The following is a 16,569-nucleotide window of genomic DNA, read 5'->3' as shown; positions in this document are numbered from 1 at the left end:
AGAGGTGCCCGGCATTGCGCCGGGCACCGCGGGCTTATCCTACAAACATCACCGACACGCACAGCACGCCGACGATTAGCGTCAGCAGGTTGCCGATGGAACGATACTGCTTCAACGACGGGATCAGGTACGTCGACAGCGTCGGCATAATAAACAGGATCATCGCGATAAGCGGGCCGCTAATGGCATAAATCATCGAAATGGCGTTCGGATTGATGCAGCAGACCGCGAAGGTGATCAATGACACGCCAAGAATTGAAATCGCGCGGTTAAAGGCGCGGCTCTTTTTAACCCCCACCTGATTCAGCGACGATTTGACAATCTCCGTCGCCCCTTCAATCACCCCGAAATAGGTGCCGAGGAACGATTTCGACATCGCGATAATGGCCACAATAATCCCGGAAATGCCCAACCATGCAGGTGAAGAGGGCATCATCGACAGTGCTGACAGGATCGTGACTCCTTGCTCTTTCGCCGACACAATGTACGACGGCGGGATAGAGAGCAGGCAGCTAAACACGAAGAACAGCACGCTCAGGCAGATAATCAGATACGCTACCTTCATGATTTTCTTGCATTTACCCATGGCCTCATCACCGAACTTCTCACGACGGTCAACCGCGAACGTCGAGATAATCGGGGTATGGCTAAAGGCGAAAACCATCACCGGGATCGAGATCCACACCTGATGCAACGTATGCCGATCGAACGCCATCTGGCTGGTGAGCAGCGAGGGCTGCCAGCTTCCCGTCAGGTACAGCGAGACAAACAGAAAATAGGCAATCAGCGGGAACACAAGGAATCCCATCACTTTGATGGTGATGTGCCGTCCCATCAGGAAGATCAGATTCAGTACCAGCACCACGCCAAAACTGACCAGCACGCGAACGGCGGTATCCACGGTCATCTGTTTTGCCAGCTGCTCGGTTAACGAGTTGGTGATAGCCACGGCATAAATCTGCACCACCACAAAAAAGGCGATGAAATAGAGCGTGGTGATCAGATTCCCAATCTTTCTGCCGTAGTAGTGGGAAACGGCACCGGTGATCCCCTCATTACCTTTTGTCTTCGACGACAGAATAAACTGCGCCAGCGCTCTGTGCGGCCAGTAGGTTAATGGGTAGGCCACGAGGGCGGTAATAAACAGGACAATGGCGCCTGCGGAGCCCAGCTGAATGGGCAAGAACAGCGTTCCTGCGCCCACGGCCGTGCCATAGAGAGCGAAACTCCAGAGAGTCTCATCTTTTGACCAAATTTTCGACATTAGAGCAACGTTTCAACTATCAAACCATCAGAATGGCGTGCAATTTACCATAATTATGCGTGGAGAGCGCAGTTGCTTCGAAGGAGTTTGGCCGGAACGGACGTCCGGCCAGAGGGCGTTTAGCCAGCCAGGGCGCGTCGTTGCTGGCGACGCTTAAGGAATTTTTCGCGCAGGGTATCGTACGCCCAGTTATAGAACATGGTGTACGGCAGGAAGAACAGGAAGAAACCTATTTCCAGCGTGAATGCCTGAAGCAACGTCACGCCGAGAACGGCGGCGACAATTGACACGCCAATCACAATAAACCCGCATTCGAAGCCCAGGGCGTGCAGGGCGCGCACTTTCGCCGTGCGTTTGACCCGCTGAACGGGCCAGAAACGGTCAAAGCCAAAGTTATAGATAATGTTCCACAGCATCGCCGTGGTCGCCAGGATAATGGTTAACCCACCCATTTCCACCACGGAGCGCTGCATGAGCCAGGCTGCGGTTGGGGCGAGGATCGCCGTGGCAATCCCTTCAAAGCAGACGGCATGGAAGATCCGCTCCGGCAGTTTACGGTGGAGTGCATCTTGATGTTGCATAGTGACCTCATTCATTCGCCAGGATGGGCGTCGATGGGGCCTATTTTTATCGCTAAAGCTGATATATTAAAGATGGTATCCATCGATAAAGTAGATAGTTCATGCGCTATTCCCCTGAAGCCCTCACCGCGTTTGTCGAGACCGTTGCCGCAGGTTCCTTTTCCGCCGCCGCCCGCCGCCTGCGTAAAAGCCAGTCCACGATCAGCACGTCCATAGCCAACCTGGAAGCCGATCTCGGGTTTGATCTGTTTGACCGCTCGGCGCGTCAGCCGGTGTTAACCGTCCAGGGCGAGCAGGTGCTGGGCTATGTGCAGTCGATCCTGGCCGCCAGCGCGCGGCTGGACGAACTGGCGGTGTCGTTAACCGCGCAGACCGAGGCGCGGCTGACGTTTGTGCTCTCCGATACGCTCAACCCGGACGTGCTTGAAAACCTGATGAAACAGTTCGACCAGCGTTTTCCACATACGGAATTCGAATGTCTGATTGGCGAAGAAGAGGATGTCATCGATCTGCTGCAGAAGGAGAGGGCGCAAATTGGCCTGACGGAAGCGCGCGGCAGTTATCCTACCGATATTGGCGTGACCCGGCTTCCCCTGCAGACCCGGATGGCGATTTACGTCAGCGCGGAACACCCGCTTGCCGGGCAACACGAAACTAAGGCTGATGAGCTACAAGGCTGGCGCGAGCTGCGCCTGAGCACCTATCTTGAACGCGAAGCCACCCTTGCCCGGGGGCCGGTCTGGTCAGCACCGAATTACCTGTTACTCTTGAGTATGGCGGTTCAGGGATTTGGCTGGTGTGTACTGCCCTGTGCGCTGGTCGATGAATTTGCAGCGGCGAAATCGCTGGTGCAACTCAATGTCCCCGGCTGGCCACGCGCGATTGGTGTCGATCTGCTCTGGAACAAACGATCTCCCCCTGGCGTCGCCGGAAGCTGGCTGCGACAGTATTTGCAGGACGCGCGCTGATCCTTGTGATTTAACTCACTAATTTTAAACAATCGCGATAATTGTTGATAACAATACTCTACTATCGTCAGGTCATTTAACACTGAGGTCGTGATGAAAGATGTCGTTATAGTGGGTGCGTTGCGTACAGCTATCGGCTGTTTTCAGGGGGCATTAGCGCGCCACTCGGCTGTCGATCTGGGTAGCGTGGTGGTGAAAGCGCTGGTGGAACGCAGCGGGATTGCCGCCCATGAAGTCGATGAGGTGATCCTCGGCCAGGTGCTGACCGCCGGAGCCGGGCAAAACCCTGCCCGACAGGCGGCACTGAAAGGCGGGCTGCCCAACACGGTTTCCGCCATTACCATCAACGACGTCTGTGGTTCCGGTTTAAAAGCGCTGCATCTCGCCACGCAGGCCATTCAGTGCGGCGAGGCGGATGTGGTGATTGCCGGTGGGCAGGAGAACATGAGTCGCGCGCCACACGTTCTGACCGACAGCCGTACCGGCGCGCAGCTTGGAAACAGCCAGTTGCTCGACAGCCTGGTGCATGACGGCCTGTGGGATGCGTTCAACGATTATCATATGGGCGTCACGGCGGAAAACCTGGCGCGTGAATATGGCATCAGCCGCGAGCTTCAGGACGCCTACGCGCTGAGCTCGCAGCAAAAAGCCCGCGCCGCAATTGATTCCGGACGGTTTCGCGATGAGATCGTCCCGGTCAGCACCCAGCGTCAGAACGGTGAAGCCGTGATGGTGGATACCGACGAGCAGCCGCGCACCGATGCCAGCGCAGAAGGGCTGGCGAAGCTTAACCCGGCCTTTGAAACGCTGGGGTCGGTGACCGCAGGGAATGCCTCTTCCATTAACGATGGCGCTGCGGCCGTGATGATGATGAGCGAAAGCAAAGCGCAGGAGCTGGATCTTCCCGTGCTCGCACGTATTAAAGCCTTTGCCAGCGTGGGGGTGGATCCGGCGTTGATGGGGATCGCCCCCGTCTATGCGACACGCCGCTGTCTGGAGCGCGCAGGCTGGCAGCTTAGCGACGTGGATCTGATTGAAGTCAACGAAGCCTTTGCCGCGCAGGCGATCTCGGTGGGCAAAATGCTGGAGTGGGATCCGCTGCGGGTCAACGTCAACGGTGGCGCTATCGCGCTGGGCCACCCTATCGGCGCGTCCGGCTGCCGTATACTGGTCTCCTTAGTGCATGAAATGAAAAAGCGTAACGCCCGTAAAGGCATTGCCACGCTCTGTATTGGCGGTGGGCAAGGGGTGGCGCTGGCGATTGAGCGGTGATCCTTTCCTTTCAAAAAGCAAACCTCCCCTTGGGAGGTTTTTTTTTACACATAGCGTGACGTTTTTACGATTATCAGTTCAATCTCAATGCAGAGTGGAATAATTACGCGCTGTATTATTCTCCCCGCTAAGGTCTTACTGTGATCTCTCCCCTGAAATTTAAGGTTAATAATCCCCTTTTGTTGACTGACATCACGTCCATCTTTGCCAAAAAAAATGAAACAAATAATTACGATCCCGATCACTAAAATAACGTTTATTAAAAAATAAACTGCAGTTCCATAAAAACGAAACGCTATTTTATTTGAGGGTTTTTTCATGTTTAATAAATCTCTGGTCCTTGCCTCTCTTATTGGTGCGTCTTTTGCGGCTCAGGCGGTTACCGTCGATCTGCGCCATGAATATATTGATAACGGCGCGAACGCAGACCGGGTTGCGGTCTCGCATCGCTTTGCTAACGGCTTCGGCTTCTCTGTTGAAGCGAAATGGAAATCCGGTGGCGACAAGGCCGACCAGCCGTTTGCCGATGTTGTGGGTAACGGTCATGAAGACCAAATTAGCTGGCGCTGGAAAGCAACCGACAATATTGCGCTGACGCCTGCATTCACCATTGAGAGTAATGACAGCCGTACCATTTATAAACCGAACCTGCACCTGCAATACAGCTTCGATAATGGTTTTTACGTGGCGGCACGTTACCGCTACGAATATACCCGTTATCCATCCAGCTCAAATAAAGACGATGATAAAGTTAACCGTGGCGATGCCTGGGTGGGTTGGGTCATGGGAGACTGGCGTACCGAGCTGAATTACGTTTATGCGAAAAGCACCGAGGGTATGATTCGTAATAATAATAAAGATTATTCTAACGAATATAACGCCAAGCTGGCCTATAAATGGGATCAAAACTGGGCACCGTATGTTGAGGTGGGCAACGTGGGCGTAAAAGACACCGACGAGCGCCAGACCCGCTTCCGTTTAGGCGTGGCGTACTCCTTCTGATAATCCTGCTCCTTTTCTAAAAACCGCCGGGTGGCGCTGCGCTGACCCGGCCTACTTTGATCCCTCCCATTTCACTCTGTAGGCCCGGTAAGCGTTAGCGCCACCGGGCAAAACGCGCGCACCAGGCCCAAAAAAAAGCCCTCCTTAGGGGAGGGCAAGGCCAGTTACAGAAACACTAACTCAAATCATGCATGCAACATTTCAGGTTGCTCGGGGAGTTTCGCGATATAGAGCGCCGGTTTGCCGTCTTTATCGGAACTGTACAGCACCGCTTTATCATCCGGGGTAAAGGATGGATGCGGGTGGGTGACCTGGCGGCTGTTTGCCACCGTCGCCCAGGAGGTGTCGTGACGCGCGACGCGGAAATACGCTTTTTTCGCGACGTCGAAGGCATACAGGTACGGGTCGTTATCGATGGTGTAACCCCCCGTGTCCTTCACGTCGACCGGCGTGCCGGAACCGTCGCCTACCAGCAGCGTGCCGTCAAAATTACTCATCAGATGCGAGCAGGCGGGCATCTGCATCACTTCCTCGTTAACGCCGGTTTCCGGGTTAAAACGGGAGATGGTGCGACCCTGCTGACCCTTCAGATACGAGACGTACACCAGCGCAGATCCGTTCGGCACCCAGAATTCGTGCGTGCAGCTTTCGCCTTCTGCATGCGTTTTCACCTTACGCACGTTGCTGCCGTCTTCGTTAACCAGCCACATACGCGCGTCGACCAGGTCGTGCGGGCCTTCGTGGCAGAAGGCCACCGTGTTGTCGTCGAACGGACGATAAATAGGATGGCCCAGCCAGTTCTTCTCTTCATGGATAGTGGCGCTTGCGCCCGTTTTCAGATCCACGCGCAGCAGGCGGCAGTGCGGCCCCTTGTGGAAGAAATCGTGGAAAATCTTCCAGTCGTTCAGCGGCGTCCAGTCGCTTTTGGCGATCTCAATACCCACCAGTTTGGTGCAGTCGCTGTTGGCAACCCAGGTGCCGTAACCGACCCAGTCGTCAGAGACGCGATACACTTCGCGTTCTTCCAGCGTCTGCAAATCCACTTCCAGCAGGGTGCGATCGTTCTTCACATAGTAGAAAGCGCTGTCATCCGGCGAAAGGAAACCACCAAAGGTGTTATCCCCCGCGCCTTCCGTCAGCTGCACCGCTTCAGCCTTTTTCAGATCCAGCAGATAGTAGTTCCAGTGACCGTCGAACGCCCCTGCAAACAGCAGATGGCTGCCGTCGTTGAAGAAGCACTTCTGGTAAAAGTAGTTGCGATGACAGGTGACTTCCGGGGGGGTCAGGCGGGTGACTTCCACGCCTGTATCCGGATCGCGGCTGACCTCGTAGTTCAGCTTGACCCGCATACCTTTAGCCATAATGCACTCCTTTGAATGACGTTGAGTTAAAAACTGGGTGTTAAATTATCAAAACGTTGTTTCATTATGTGTGACTGGTGGCGCAATTCGTAAGAATCATCGGGATAGATAAGGATGTTCTGACATTATCGTGATCGAAACATCATTTTCGGTATTAAGATGCAGAAAAAGTGAAACGTTGTTTTAAATGCAATTGAAAAGCCAAATCTCAACGGATACTATGTGCTCATCAAGAAAACGGAACGTCGTTTCGTTAATCATCTTTGCCCTTGGGCACGATCATTTCTGGAGGTCAACGTGGACATCAGACAAAGCATCCACAGTGCGCATGCTAAGGCGCTGGATACGCAGGGATTGCGTAATGAATTTTTGGTGGAACAGGTTTTTGAAGCCGACAAGTACACCATGGTCTACAGCCACATCGACCGCATCATTGTGGGTGGGATTATGCCCGTGGCGAAAACCGTCTCCGTGGGTGGAGAAGTGGGTAAACAGCTGGGCGTGAGCTATTTCCTTGAGCGTCGTGAGCTGGGCGTGATCAACATCGGCGGGCCGGGCACCGTTACCGTCGACGGCCAGTGCTATGAGATTGGCCACCGCGACGCGCTGTACGTCGGAAAAGGGGCGAAAGAGGTGGTCTTTGCCAGCATTGACGGCGGTAAGCCTGCGAAGTTCTACTACAATTGCGCTCCGGCGCATACAACCTACCCAACCAAAAAAGTGACGCCAGCGGACGTCGCGCCGGTCACGCTGGGCGATAACCTCACCAGCAACCGCCGCACCATCAACAAATACTTCGTTCCGGACGTGCTGGAAACCTGCCAGCTCAGCATGGGGCTGACCGAGCTCGCGCCGGGAAACCTGTGGAACACCATGCCGTGCCATACCCACGAGCGCCGCATGGAAGTCTATTTCTACTTCAACATGGATGAAGATGCCTGCGTATTCCACATGATGGGACAGCCTCAGGAAACCCGCCATATCGTGATGCACAACGAGCAGGCGGTAATTTCGCCAAGCTGGTCCATTCACTCAGGCGTGGGGACGAAAGCCTATACCTTCATCTGGGGAATGGTCGGTGAAAACCAGGTCTTTGATGACATGGACCATGTCGCTGTTAAGGATCTGCGCTAGTCGCAGGCAGTGAAGCATAAACCTGCCTGTTGGTGACAGGCGCTGAACGATTAAGGAACAAACATGATTCTGGATGCATTTTCTCTGCAGGGTAAAGTGGCTGTGGTTTCCGGGTGTGACACCGGGCTGGGTCAGGGTATGGCGCTGGGTCTGGCGGAAGCGGGCTGCGACATTGTCGGTATCAACATTGTTGAGCCAACGGAAACCATCGAGCGCGTCACCGCGCTGGGCCGCCGTTTTCTGAGCCTGACGGCTGACCTGCGTAAAATCGATGCGATCCCTGAACTGCTGGATCGCGCGGTGGCGGAGTTCGGTCATATCGATATCCTGGTGAACAACGCGGGTCTGATCCGTCGTGAAGACGCGATCAACTTCAGCGAGCGCGACTGGGACGACGTCATGAACCTGAACATTAAGAGCGTGTTCTTTATGTCTCAGGCAGCGGCGAAGCACTTTATCGCCCAGGGCAAAGGCGGCAAGATCATCAACATCGCCTCCATGCTCTCCTTCCAGGGCGGTATCCGCGTGCCGTCTTATACCGCGTCGAAAAGTGCGGTGATGGGCGTTACCCGTCTGCTGGCCAACGAGTGGGCGCAGCACAACATCAACGTTAACGCGATTGCGCCAGGCTATATGGCCACCAATAACACCCAGCAGCTGCGTGCGGATGAAGAGCGCAGCGCGGCAATCCTGGAGCGTATCCCAGCGGGACGTTGGGGTCTGCCGAGCGATTTGATGGGACCGGTTGTATTCCTGGCATCCCCGGCTTCTGACTATATCAACGGCTACACCGTGGCCGTCGACGGCGGCTGGCTGGCGCGTTAATTCCGCCTGCATGACGAACCTCTGCCCCCGGGTGGAGGTTTTTTTTGGCTAAAAATTGCCATTATCCATATGGCATAAGATGAAAAATCCATACTGAAAATTCATAAATGATGCGCATCACAGTTTTATTGCTTAAATATTAGGTGATTAATAAAAAACGGTGCTATTTCAGCATTAGTTGAAATTGTAATGTCCATCACAGAACGCTATGCCATAGCGAAATAATCCATATCTTCACGAATTCCCGCCTGACACTTTTCTTCACTATCTCGTAATTTCACTTAACGAATTTTGCTGTTGAGGCAGGAAAAATATGACATCTATAAATGACTCTACCCTGATGCCCGCCGCGTTGCGCGATACCCGACGCATGAATCAGTTCGTCTCTATTGCGGCAGCCGTGGCCGGTTTGCTGTTTGGTCTGGATATCGGCGTCATTGCCGGGGCGCTACCGTTTATTACCGATCACTTTACGCTGAGTAACCGCCTGCAGGAGTGGGTGGTGAGCAGCATGATGCTCGGCGCGGCTATCGGGGCGCTGTTTAACGGCTGGCTCTCGTTCCGCCTCGGGCGCAAATACAGCCTGATGGTCGGGGCGATCCTGTTCGTCGCGGGGTCGATTGGCTCGGCGTTTGCCACGAACGTGGAGGTGCTGCTGCTCTCCCGCGTGCTGCTGGGCGTGGCGGTGGGGATTGCGTCTTATACCGCGCCGCTGTACCTCTCCGAAATGGCGAGCGAGAACGTGCGCGGGAAGATGATCAGCATGTACCAGTTGATGGTGACGCTCGGCATCGTGCTGGCGTTCCTGTCCGATACGTACTTCAGCTACAGCGGCAACTGGCGCGCGATGCTGGGCGTACTGGCACTGCCTGCGCTGCTGCTGATCGTGCTGGTGATTTTCCTGCCGAACAGCCCGCGCTGGCTGGCGCAAAAAGGGCGTCACGTGGAGGCGGAAGAGGTGCTGCGTATGCTGCGCGACACCTCGGAAAAAGCCCGTGAGGAGCTGAATGAAATCCGCGAAAGCCTGAAGCTGAAGCAGGGCGGCTGGGCGCTGTTTAAGGTCAACCGCAACGTGCGTCGTGCGGTGTTCCTCGGCATGCTGCTCCAGGCGATGCAGCAGTTCACCGGGATGAACATCATCATGTATTACGCGCCGCGCATTTTCAAAATGGCCGGGTTCACGACCACCGAACAGCAGATGATTGCCACGCTGGTGGTGGGGCTGACCTTTATGTTCGCGACCTTTATTGCGGTATTCACCGTGGATAAAGCCGGACGTAAACCGGCGCTGAAGATTGGCTTTAGCGTGATGGCCCTCGGTACGCTGATCCTCGGCTACTGCCTGATGCAGTTTGATAACGGCACGGCCTCAAGCGGGCTGTCCTGGCTCTCCGTCGGCATGACCATGATGTGCATCGCCGGTTATGCGATGAGCGCCGCACCGGTGGTGTGGATCCTGTGCTCTGAAATTCAGCCGCTGAAGTGCCGTGACTTTGGTATCACCTGTTCCACCACCACCAACTGGGTGTCGAACATGATCATTGGCGCGACCTTCCTGACGCTGCTGGATGCGATTGGCGCAGCGGGAACCTTCTGGCTCTATACGGTGCTGAACGTGGCGTTTATCGGTGTCACCTTCTGGCTGATCCCTGAAACCAAAGGCGTGACGCTGGAGCATATTGAACGCAAGCTGATGGCGGGGGAGAAATTGCGGAACATCGGCATCTAATTATAGCGACTCCCGGGGGAGCCACGGGCTGGCGACCCGAACCGTCTCACGATGGCTGTCACCGTTGATAATATGCAGGGCGCTCAGGCGCCCGATTTCATAATGAGGTAACTGCACCGTTGAGAGGGGCGGTAAGAACAAATCGCCGATCCCCACCATGTTATCGTACCCCACCACGGCCACATCCTGCGGAATGCGCAACCCATGTCCCAGCAGCGTTTGATAAACCATAAACGCAATGCGGTCGTTGCCGCAAATCACGGAGTCGAACAGCGGCGTTTGCTGCTGAATATGCGCCAGAACGCGTGCCGGAATATCGCGATAGTGCTCATCGCCATATTCCATATAGCAGTGAACCAGGGTGTTTGGGTCGATTCCCGCTTCCTGACAGGCGCGCTCCAGCCCCTGGCGACGGCGAAGGGTAGCCAGATGGTTAGCCGGCAGATGCAGGCAAAGGGGGCGGCGGTAGCCCGCAGCCAGCAGAGCCTGAACCGCAGAGAACTGGCCCTGCTCGTCATCGGGTATGTAGCTGGCCACCGGATCGTGCAAACTTTCGCAGTTTGCCAGCACGCAGGGAAGGGTTAGCAGCTTGGACGGGAGCGGCACCTTGCGCAGCCCCATGGTCGTGTAGATGATCCCGTCCGGGCGATGAGAGAGCAGAAGATCTACCATGGTCTCCGGGCTATCGTCGGTAAACATGTTAACCACAAAGCTGTTCCAGCCGTGCGCCCGCGCGGTTTCTTCAATCGACAGCGTGATGTCTACCGAAAAGGGCGTGGTCACCGTATCCAGCGCCAGCACCCCGATGGTGTTCGGCATGGCGTGAGCCCCGCGAATTTTTTTCGCTGACAGGTCGGGCACGTAATGGGTCTGTTCAATAGCGGCCTGAACCCGGGCCAGAGTCTCCGGTTTTAGCCTTTCCGGGCTGTTTAGCGCGCGGGATACCGTCATCAGTGACACATTGGCCAGCTTTGCCACATCCTTAAGCGATGCCATGTTGATTACCCCGCCCTTGCTAAGCTGCTGATGTAAAAGATCGTTCGATATTCTATCTTACGCGTGACGCGCGCGCAGGTAAGAAATAGTTGATCGCGATCGCACTCCATTAATGTTAACGTTAACTTTTGTGATTAACATCATGAATCTCAGCAAAATGACATGAGTTAACCCATTTGTTAACGTTACCATTTTCGGCATTCCTCCACGATGAGAATGTCATGATGAAGAAACATCACTCTCACAGCTACCCGTTACTCAGTGCGTTACTGTTTTTCTTTTTTGTCTGCTGGTCCTCTTCCGGATCGCTGCTCTCTATCTGGCTGCACCAGGAGGTAGGGCTCAAGCCGGGGGATACCGGCATTATCTACGCGGTGCTCTCCGTCTCCGCGCTGTTTGCACAGGTCTGCTACGGTTTTATTCAGGACAAGCTCGGCCTGCGTAAAAACCTACTCTGGTACATCACCGTCCTGCTGATCCTCTCTGGCCCGGCCTTTTTACTGTTTGGCTATCTGCTGAAGATTAACGTGTTGCTTGGCAGCATTTTCGGTGGGATTTACATCGGCTTGACCTTTAACGGCGGTATCGGTGTTTTAGAGTCCTATACCGAGCGTGTGGCACGACAGAGCCAGTTTGAGTTTGGCAAGGCGCGGATGTGGGGCTCGCTGGGCTGGGCAGTCGCGACGTTCTTTGCCGGTTTACTCTTCAACATCAACCCAAAACTCAACTTTGCGGTGGCCAGTTGCTCAGGGCTGGTATTTTTCATTTTGCTGGCGCGGCTGCGGGTTTTCTCCGCCTCGCAGGCGATGGAAGAAGCGGTGGCGGGCGGTAAGGTGACGCTGGAAGATGCGCTGCGCCTGCTAACCCTACCGCGCTTTTGGGCGCTCGTGTTCTTCGTGATCGGCACCTGCATTTACGGCGTTTACGACCAGCAGTTTCCGGTCTACTTCTCTTCTCAGTTCCCGACTCTCCAGGAAGGGAACGCCATGTATGGCTATCTGAATTCATTCCAGGTTTTCCTTGAGGCGGCTGGCATGTTTTGCGCACCATGGCTGGTTAACCGTATCGGCGCGAAAAACGGCCTCATCTTCGCCGGAATGGTGATGGCGAGCCGCATGGTCGCCTCCGGGCTGGTGGAAGGCCCGCAGCTTATCTCTATCACCAAGCTGCTGCACGCGCTGGAGCTGCCGGTTCTGCTGGTGGCCATCTTCAAATACAACAGCCTTAACTTCGATAAACGACTCTCATCCACGCTGTATCTGGTGGGCTTTGCGTGCACCAGTTCGGTCATCGCCACGGTACTTTCGCCGCTGGCAGGCTATAGCTACGAGAAGTACGGCTTCGCCCAGTCCTATCTGATTATGGGGCTGCTGGTGTTTAGCACCACCTTTATCTCCATTTTCTTGCTGCGCTCCTCGCGGTCGTCCTCAGACCCGCTGGTCTCGCAACCCTCCGCTATCTGAATCAAAAAGAGTGAAGACTATGATGTACACCATTTCTAACGCAGAACAGGAACTCCAGGCTAAACGCGAGGCGCTGAACCTGCGCTGGTATCCGCGCTACCACCTGGCCGCCCGTGCGGGCTGGATGAATGACCCGAATGGGCTGGTTTGGTTCGATGGCTGGTATCACGCGTTTTACCAGCATCACCCGTATTCAACCGAATGGGGACCAATGCACTGGGGGCATGCGCGCAGTAAAGATCTGGTGCACTGGGAACATTTGCCGGTGGCGCTGGCCCCGGAAGGCCCGGAGGACAAAGACGGTTGCTTCTCCGGTTCGGCGGTGGTCGATGGCGATACGCTGGCGCTGATTTACACCGGGCATAAATTTCATGGCGATCCCAGTGATGAGTCTAACCTCTATCAGGTCCAGTGTCTGGCGACCAGTCGCGACGGTATTCACTTTGAACGTCAGGGTATTGTGGTGGACACCCCGGCAGGGATACATCATTTCCGCGATCCGAAAGTGTGGCGTGAAGGGGATGACTGGTACATGATCGTTGGCGCTCGCGACGGTGATACCGGGCAGGTGCGGCTATATCGATCGGCCGATCTCCGCCAGTGGCAGGACGCGGGTGTGCTTGATGAAGCGGAAAAAGAGATGGGCTATATGTGGGAGTGCCCGGATTTTTTCACCCTCAACGGCAAGCGCGTTCTGATGTTCTCTCCCCAGGGACTGGAGGCAAACGGCTACCAGAACCGCAATCTTTTTCAGAGCGGGTATCTGCTCGGCGAATGGCAGCCAGGGCAGGCGTTTGCCCGCGAGGGCGACTTTGTTGAAATGGATCACGGTCACGACTTTTATGCGCCGCAAAGTTTCCTGACGCCAGATGGCCGACGCATTGTCATTGGCTGGCTGGACATGTGGGAATCGCCATTGCCGGAGCAACGGGACGGGTGGGCGGGCATGCTTTCACTGCCGCGCGAGCTGAGTCTGAGTGCGGACAACCGCCTGCAAATGCGTCCAGCCAAAGAGGTCGAGGGGATGCGCGGTGCCTGGTTCCCGTGGCCGATCACCACCGTTAAAAACCAGCAAAGCGTAATGATGGAAAACGGCGAGGCGCTGGAGGTTATCCTTCATTGGGACTGCGCAAACAGCAGTGCAGAACAGTATGGACTCCGTTTCGGTAATGGCCTGCGCGTGTATGTTGATGCGCAGATGCAGCGGCTGGTGCTGGAGCGTCATTATCCGCAGTATGGACTGTGCGGCGTGCGCAGCGTGCCATTAACCGCCGGGAAGGCGCTGACGCTACGGCTTTTCTTCGACAGTTCGTCAGTGGAAGTTTTTGTTAACGACGGTGAGGCTTGCCTGAGCAGCCGTATTTATCCGGATGCCGACCATCGGGATTTAGCGTTATTCGCCTGGAGCGGTTTGGCCGTTTTAACCGAGGCTGGTGCCTGGCAACTTGAGTAATCTCTAATACTGCTGTGCCTTTCCGGATCGCGGAAAGGCACAGTTTGCCGCCCTGCTAAGCGCAGGACGGGCAAGGAGGAGACTATTACCGCATCGCGCGTTTCAAAATACGCTCAGCCTGACGCTGGAAATCAGCCGCTGTCTCTTCCACGGTTTTCTGACCGTAATCGATATACTGCAGCGACGTCCCGAACTGAGCCACAATCTGCGGGTCGTCAAAGTAAGGCGACACGGTAAGCTTCGCTGGCAGCGACTGCGCGAGGCGCAGGCCCGCAACGGACGGGTCGTTCTCCTTGATGGTGCCGTCTTCGGTCAGGAACTGCACCGCCGCTTTGCTCAGCGGCACGCCGCGCTCCAGACCCAGCGTATCCACTCCCTCTTTGCTGTTCAGCAGGAAGTTAATCAGCTTCGCCGCCGCTTCCGGGTTTTTGGTGGATTTACCAATCGACAGCATCTGCGCCGGTTTGAAGAACAGTCCCGCATCGGTGGCGCCCGGCAGCATAGGGTAGCTCCCCAGTTCCAGCTTCGCCGGTGGCTTCAGGTTGTCGGAATACTTGTTGATGGTCGAGTTCCACATGTAAGTGCCGCCCCATTCGCCCTGGATCCACGGCTTCATCTCATACATGTTGCTCTTACCAAACGACGCGTAGTATTTGGTATCCGGCATCACGTGGCTATCCACCAGCATTTTGTAGGTCTGGAAGAACTCCACCCACTGCTCTTTGGAGTAGCTGAATTTTTTGGTTTTCTCGTCCACCGCAGGGATGTTGTACTTCTGGATCATGTACGAGTTCAGCAGCGCCAGCGTGTCCTGATGCTCCAGCACGACCGGGTAATACTGCTTGCCGAGCTTGCTCTCGAATGTTTTGCCCGCCGCCATCAGCTCGTCCCAGGTTTTCGGGTATTCAACGCCTGCTTTTTTCCAGGTCTCGTCGTTGAAGTAGAACACGCGCGCGGTTACGGAAATCGGAATGCCGTTCAGCTTGCCGTTAACGGTGGTGGACTGTAGCTCTTTCGGATCAAACTGCGTCAGGTCGATGACGTCCTTCATCTTATTCAGATCGTAAAAGCCGTCGCCGGTTTTGGAGAAGATCGGCAGCCAGTTCCAGTTGGTCTGCATCACGTCCGGCTCGGTACCGCCCGCAATCTGGGTGGTGAGGCGGGAGAGATGACCGTCCCAGCCGGTGTACTCCGCCTTCACGTTGATGTCCGGGTTCTGCTTGTGGAACGCCTCCAGGGCTTTCAGGGTGACCTGGTGACGACCGTTGCCGCCCCACCAGGACATACGTAAATCAACATCTTGCGCCATCGATGGCAAAGCGGTAAGGCCCAGAGTCGCGGAGATTGCTGCGCTTAAAAGCACTTTTTTCATTTTTATCACTCCATCAGAGAGAGAGGTTCTGTTCAGTTTTTGCGTCAAAAATATGACACTTGTTCATATCAAACGTGAAATACACCTTACGGTGAAGTCCCTTATCAATCATTGGTTTAGCTTCATCGGAAGGAATTCGGGCGGTCAGTTCGTAGTCCGCGACTTTCAGATATACAAAGAATTCGTGGCCCATGTTCTCGACGCGCACCATATCGCCGCTGCAGCCGCCGTCCTGGAACGGCTCGTCAGAGAGGGACACGAACTCCGGGCGCACGCCGTAGAAGACCTCCTGACCGGCGTAAGCGGAAACCTTCACCTGCTTTTCCGCGTTCAGCGGCATGGTTTCATTGCCGATGGCGATGTGCAGCTTCCCTGCTTTTTCCACCAGCAGGCTTTTACGAATGTTCATTTCAGGCGCGCCGATAAAGCCCGCCACGAACATGTTCTTCGGCTTGTGGTAGAGGTTATCCGGCGTATCCACCTGCATGATGTGGCCGAGCTTCATCACGCAGATGCGGTCGCCCATGGTCATGGCTTCGGTCTGGTCGTGGGTGACGTAGACGGTGGTGGCCGGTTTGCCGGAGGCTTTCAGCTGCTTGTGCAGGTCAGAAATACGGATGCGCATCGAGGCGCGCAGCTTGGCGTCGAGGTTAGATAACGGCTCGTCGAACAGGAACACGTCCGGCTTTTTCACAATCGCGCGGCCTACCGCCACGCGCTGCGCCTGGCCGCCGGAAAGCTGGCGCGGCAGGCGGTCGAGCAGCTCTTCCAGCTCCAGGATTTTCGCGGCTTCGTTCACCTGAGACTCAATCTGATCTTTCGGCAGCTTGCTCAGCTTCAGGCCGAAGGCCAGGTTCTCGCGCACCGTCATATGCGGATAGAGCGCGTAGTTCTGGAACACCATCGCAATCCCGCGCTCCTTTGGCGCAAGGTTGTTCACAATTTTATTGCCAATACGCACTTCGCCGCCGCTGATGGTTTCCAGTCCGGCCAGCATGCGCAGGGTAGTGGATTTGGCGCAGCCGGACGGCCCGACAATCACCATAAACTCCCCTTCGGAGATGGAAAGGTCGATAGCATGTACCGCTTTGAAGCCGTTGGAGTAGACCTTTTCCAGTTTGTTGAAGATTACTTCAGCCATGATATTTC

14 protein-coding genes are annotated in these 16,569 nt (G+C 55.3%); 8 read left to right on the top strand and 6 right to left on the bottom strand.

Features of this window, described 5'->3' with window-relative positions:
- Window positions 1–34: 34 nt before the first annotated feature.
- Together HV355_RS06880 and HV355_RS06875 are read right to left on the bottom strand one after the other, a co-directional pair.
- The gene (locus HV355_RS06880) at window positions 35–1,264 is read right to left on the bottom strand and encodes an amino acid permease (RefSeq protein WP_010435209.1); all 1,230 of its coding nucleotides are present in this window, start codon (window positions 1,262–1,264) and stop codon (window positions 35–37) included.
- Window positions 1,265–1,383: 119 nt separating this feature from the next.
- Window positions 1,384–1,845, bottom strand: coding sequence for a multidrug/biocide efflux PACE transporter (locus HV355_RS06875; protein WP_042718447.1), 462 nt, complete (start codon window positions 1,843–1,845; stop codon window positions 1,384–1,386).
- 101 nt (window positions 1,846–1,946) lie between these two features.
- On the opposite strand from HV355_RS06875, the gene HV355_RS06870 reads away from it, so the two are divergent.
- From HV355_RS06870 to HV355_RS06860, 3 genes are all read left to right on the top strand, one after another.
- Window positions 1,947–2,813 (top strand): LysR family transcriptional regulator, encoded by an 867-nt coding sequence (locus tag HV355_RS06870; RefSeq protein WP_089600351.1) that lies wholly within the window; start codon window positions 1,947–1,949, stop codon window positions 2,811–2,813.
- A gap of 93 nt (window positions 2,814–2,906) precedes the next feature.
- Window positions 2,907–4,085, top strand: a complete 1,179-nt coding sequence (locus HV355_RS06865) for an acetyl-CoA C-acetyltransferase (protein ID WP_089600353.1) — start codon at window positions 2,907–2,909, stop codon at window positions 4,083–4,085.
- 318 nt (window positions 4,086–4,403) lie between these two features.
- Window positions 4,404–5,087: an oligogalacturonate-specific porin KdgM family protein gene (locus HV355_RS06860; RefSeq protein WP_010435198.1), complete on the top strand. Its 684-nt coding sequence runs from the start codon at window positions 4,404–4,406 to the stop codon at window positions 5,085–5,087.
- A gap of 185 nt (window positions 5,088–5,272) precedes the next feature.
- Here HV355_RS06860 and HV355_RS06855 read toward each other — a convergent pair whose 3' ends face one another.
- Entirely contained in the window at window positions 5,273–6,448 is a 1,176-nt protein-coding gene (locus HV355_RS06855; protein WP_182401391.1) for an oligogalacturonate lyase family protein, read from the bottom strand.
- A 297-nt stretch (window positions 6,449–6,745) separates the two neighbouring features.
- Here HV355_RS06855 and kduI point away from each other — a divergent pair, with 297 nt between their 5' ends.
- From kduI to HV355_RS06840, 3 genes are all read left to right on the top strand, one after another.
- Window positions 6,746–7,582, top strand: a complete 837-nt coding sequence (gene kduI / locus HV355_RS06850) for a 5-dehydro-4-deoxy-D-glucuronate isomerase (RefSeq protein WP_089600936.1) — start codon at window positions 6,746–6,748, stop codon at window positions 7,580–7,582.
- Between the two features lie 63 nt (window positions 7,583–7,645).
- Window positions 7,646–8,407 carry a 2-dehydro-3-deoxy-D-gluconate 5-dehydrogenase KduD gene (gene kduD, locus HV355_RS06845; protein WP_126815936.1) on the top strand — a complete coding sequence of 254 codons (762 nt, stop codon included), beginning with the start codon at window positions 7,646–7,648 and terminating at the stop codon, window positions 8,405–8,407.
- Window positions 8,408–8,720: 313 nt separating this feature from the next.
- On the top strand, window positions 8,721–10,136 hold the full coding sequence (locus HV355_RS06840; RefSeq protein WP_010435187.1) for a sugar porter family MFS transporter: 1,416 nt from the start codon (window positions 8,721–8,723) through the stop codon (window positions 10,134–10,136).
- Here HV355_RS06840 and HV355_RS06835 read toward each other — a convergent pair whose 3' ends face one another.
- Window positions 10,137–11,132: a LacI family DNA-binding transcriptional regulator gene (locus HV355_RS06835; RefSeq protein ID WP_126815937.1), complete on the bottom strand. Its 996-nt coding sequence runs from the start codon at window positions 11,130–11,132 to the stop codon at window positions 10,137–10,139.
- Between the two features lie 221 nt (window positions 11,133–11,353).
- Here HV355_RS06835 and HV355_RS06830 point away from each other — a divergent pair, with 221 nt between their 5' ends.
- Together HV355_RS06830 and HV355_RS06825 are read left to right on the top strand one after the other, a co-directional pair.
- Entirely contained in the window at window positions 11,354–12,595 is a 1,242-nt protein-coding gene (locus HV355_RS06830; RefSeq protein WP_182401389.1) for an MFS transporter, read from the top strand.
- A gap of 19 nt (window positions 12,596–12,614) precedes the next feature.
- Window positions 12,615–14,048 carry a glycoside hydrolase family 32 protein gene (locus tag HV355_RS06825; protein WP_126815938.1) on the top strand — a complete coding sequence of 478 codons (1,434 nt, stop codon included), beginning with the start codon at window positions 12,615–12,617 and terminating at the stop codon, window positions 14,046–14,048.
- 85 nt (window positions 14,049–14,133) lie between these two features.
- On the opposite strand, the gene HV355_RS06820 is transcribed toward HV355_RS06825, so the two are convergent.
- Both HV355_RS06820 and HV355_RS06815 read right to left on the bottom strand, forming a co-directional pair.
- The gene (locus HV355_RS06820) at window positions 14,134–15,420 is read right to left on the bottom strand and encodes an ABC transporter substrate-binding protein (protein WP_126815939.1); all 1,287 of its coding nucleotides are present in this window, start codon (window positions 15,418–15,420) and stop codon (window positions 14,134–14,136) included.
- Window positions 15,421–15,433: 13 nt separating this feature from the next.
- On the bottom strand, window positions 15,434–16,561 hold the full coding sequence (locus HV355_RS06815; protein WP_182401387.1) for an ABC transporter ATP-binding protein: 1,128 nt from the start codon (window positions 16,559–16,561) through the stop codon (window positions 15,434–15,436).
- Between the last annotated feature and the right edge of the window lie 8 nt (window positions 16,562–16,569).

Origin of the sequence: Enterobacter sp. RHBSTW-01064, from assembly GCF_014103035.1 — a bacterium.
Taxonomy (GTDB): Bacteria; Pseudomonadota; Gammaproteobacteria; order Enterobacterales; family Enterobacteriaceae; genus Enterobacter; species Enterobacter mori.
Note: the sequence above shows the minus strand (reverse complement) of the source record. Positions and strands in the feature narration are given on the sequence as shown.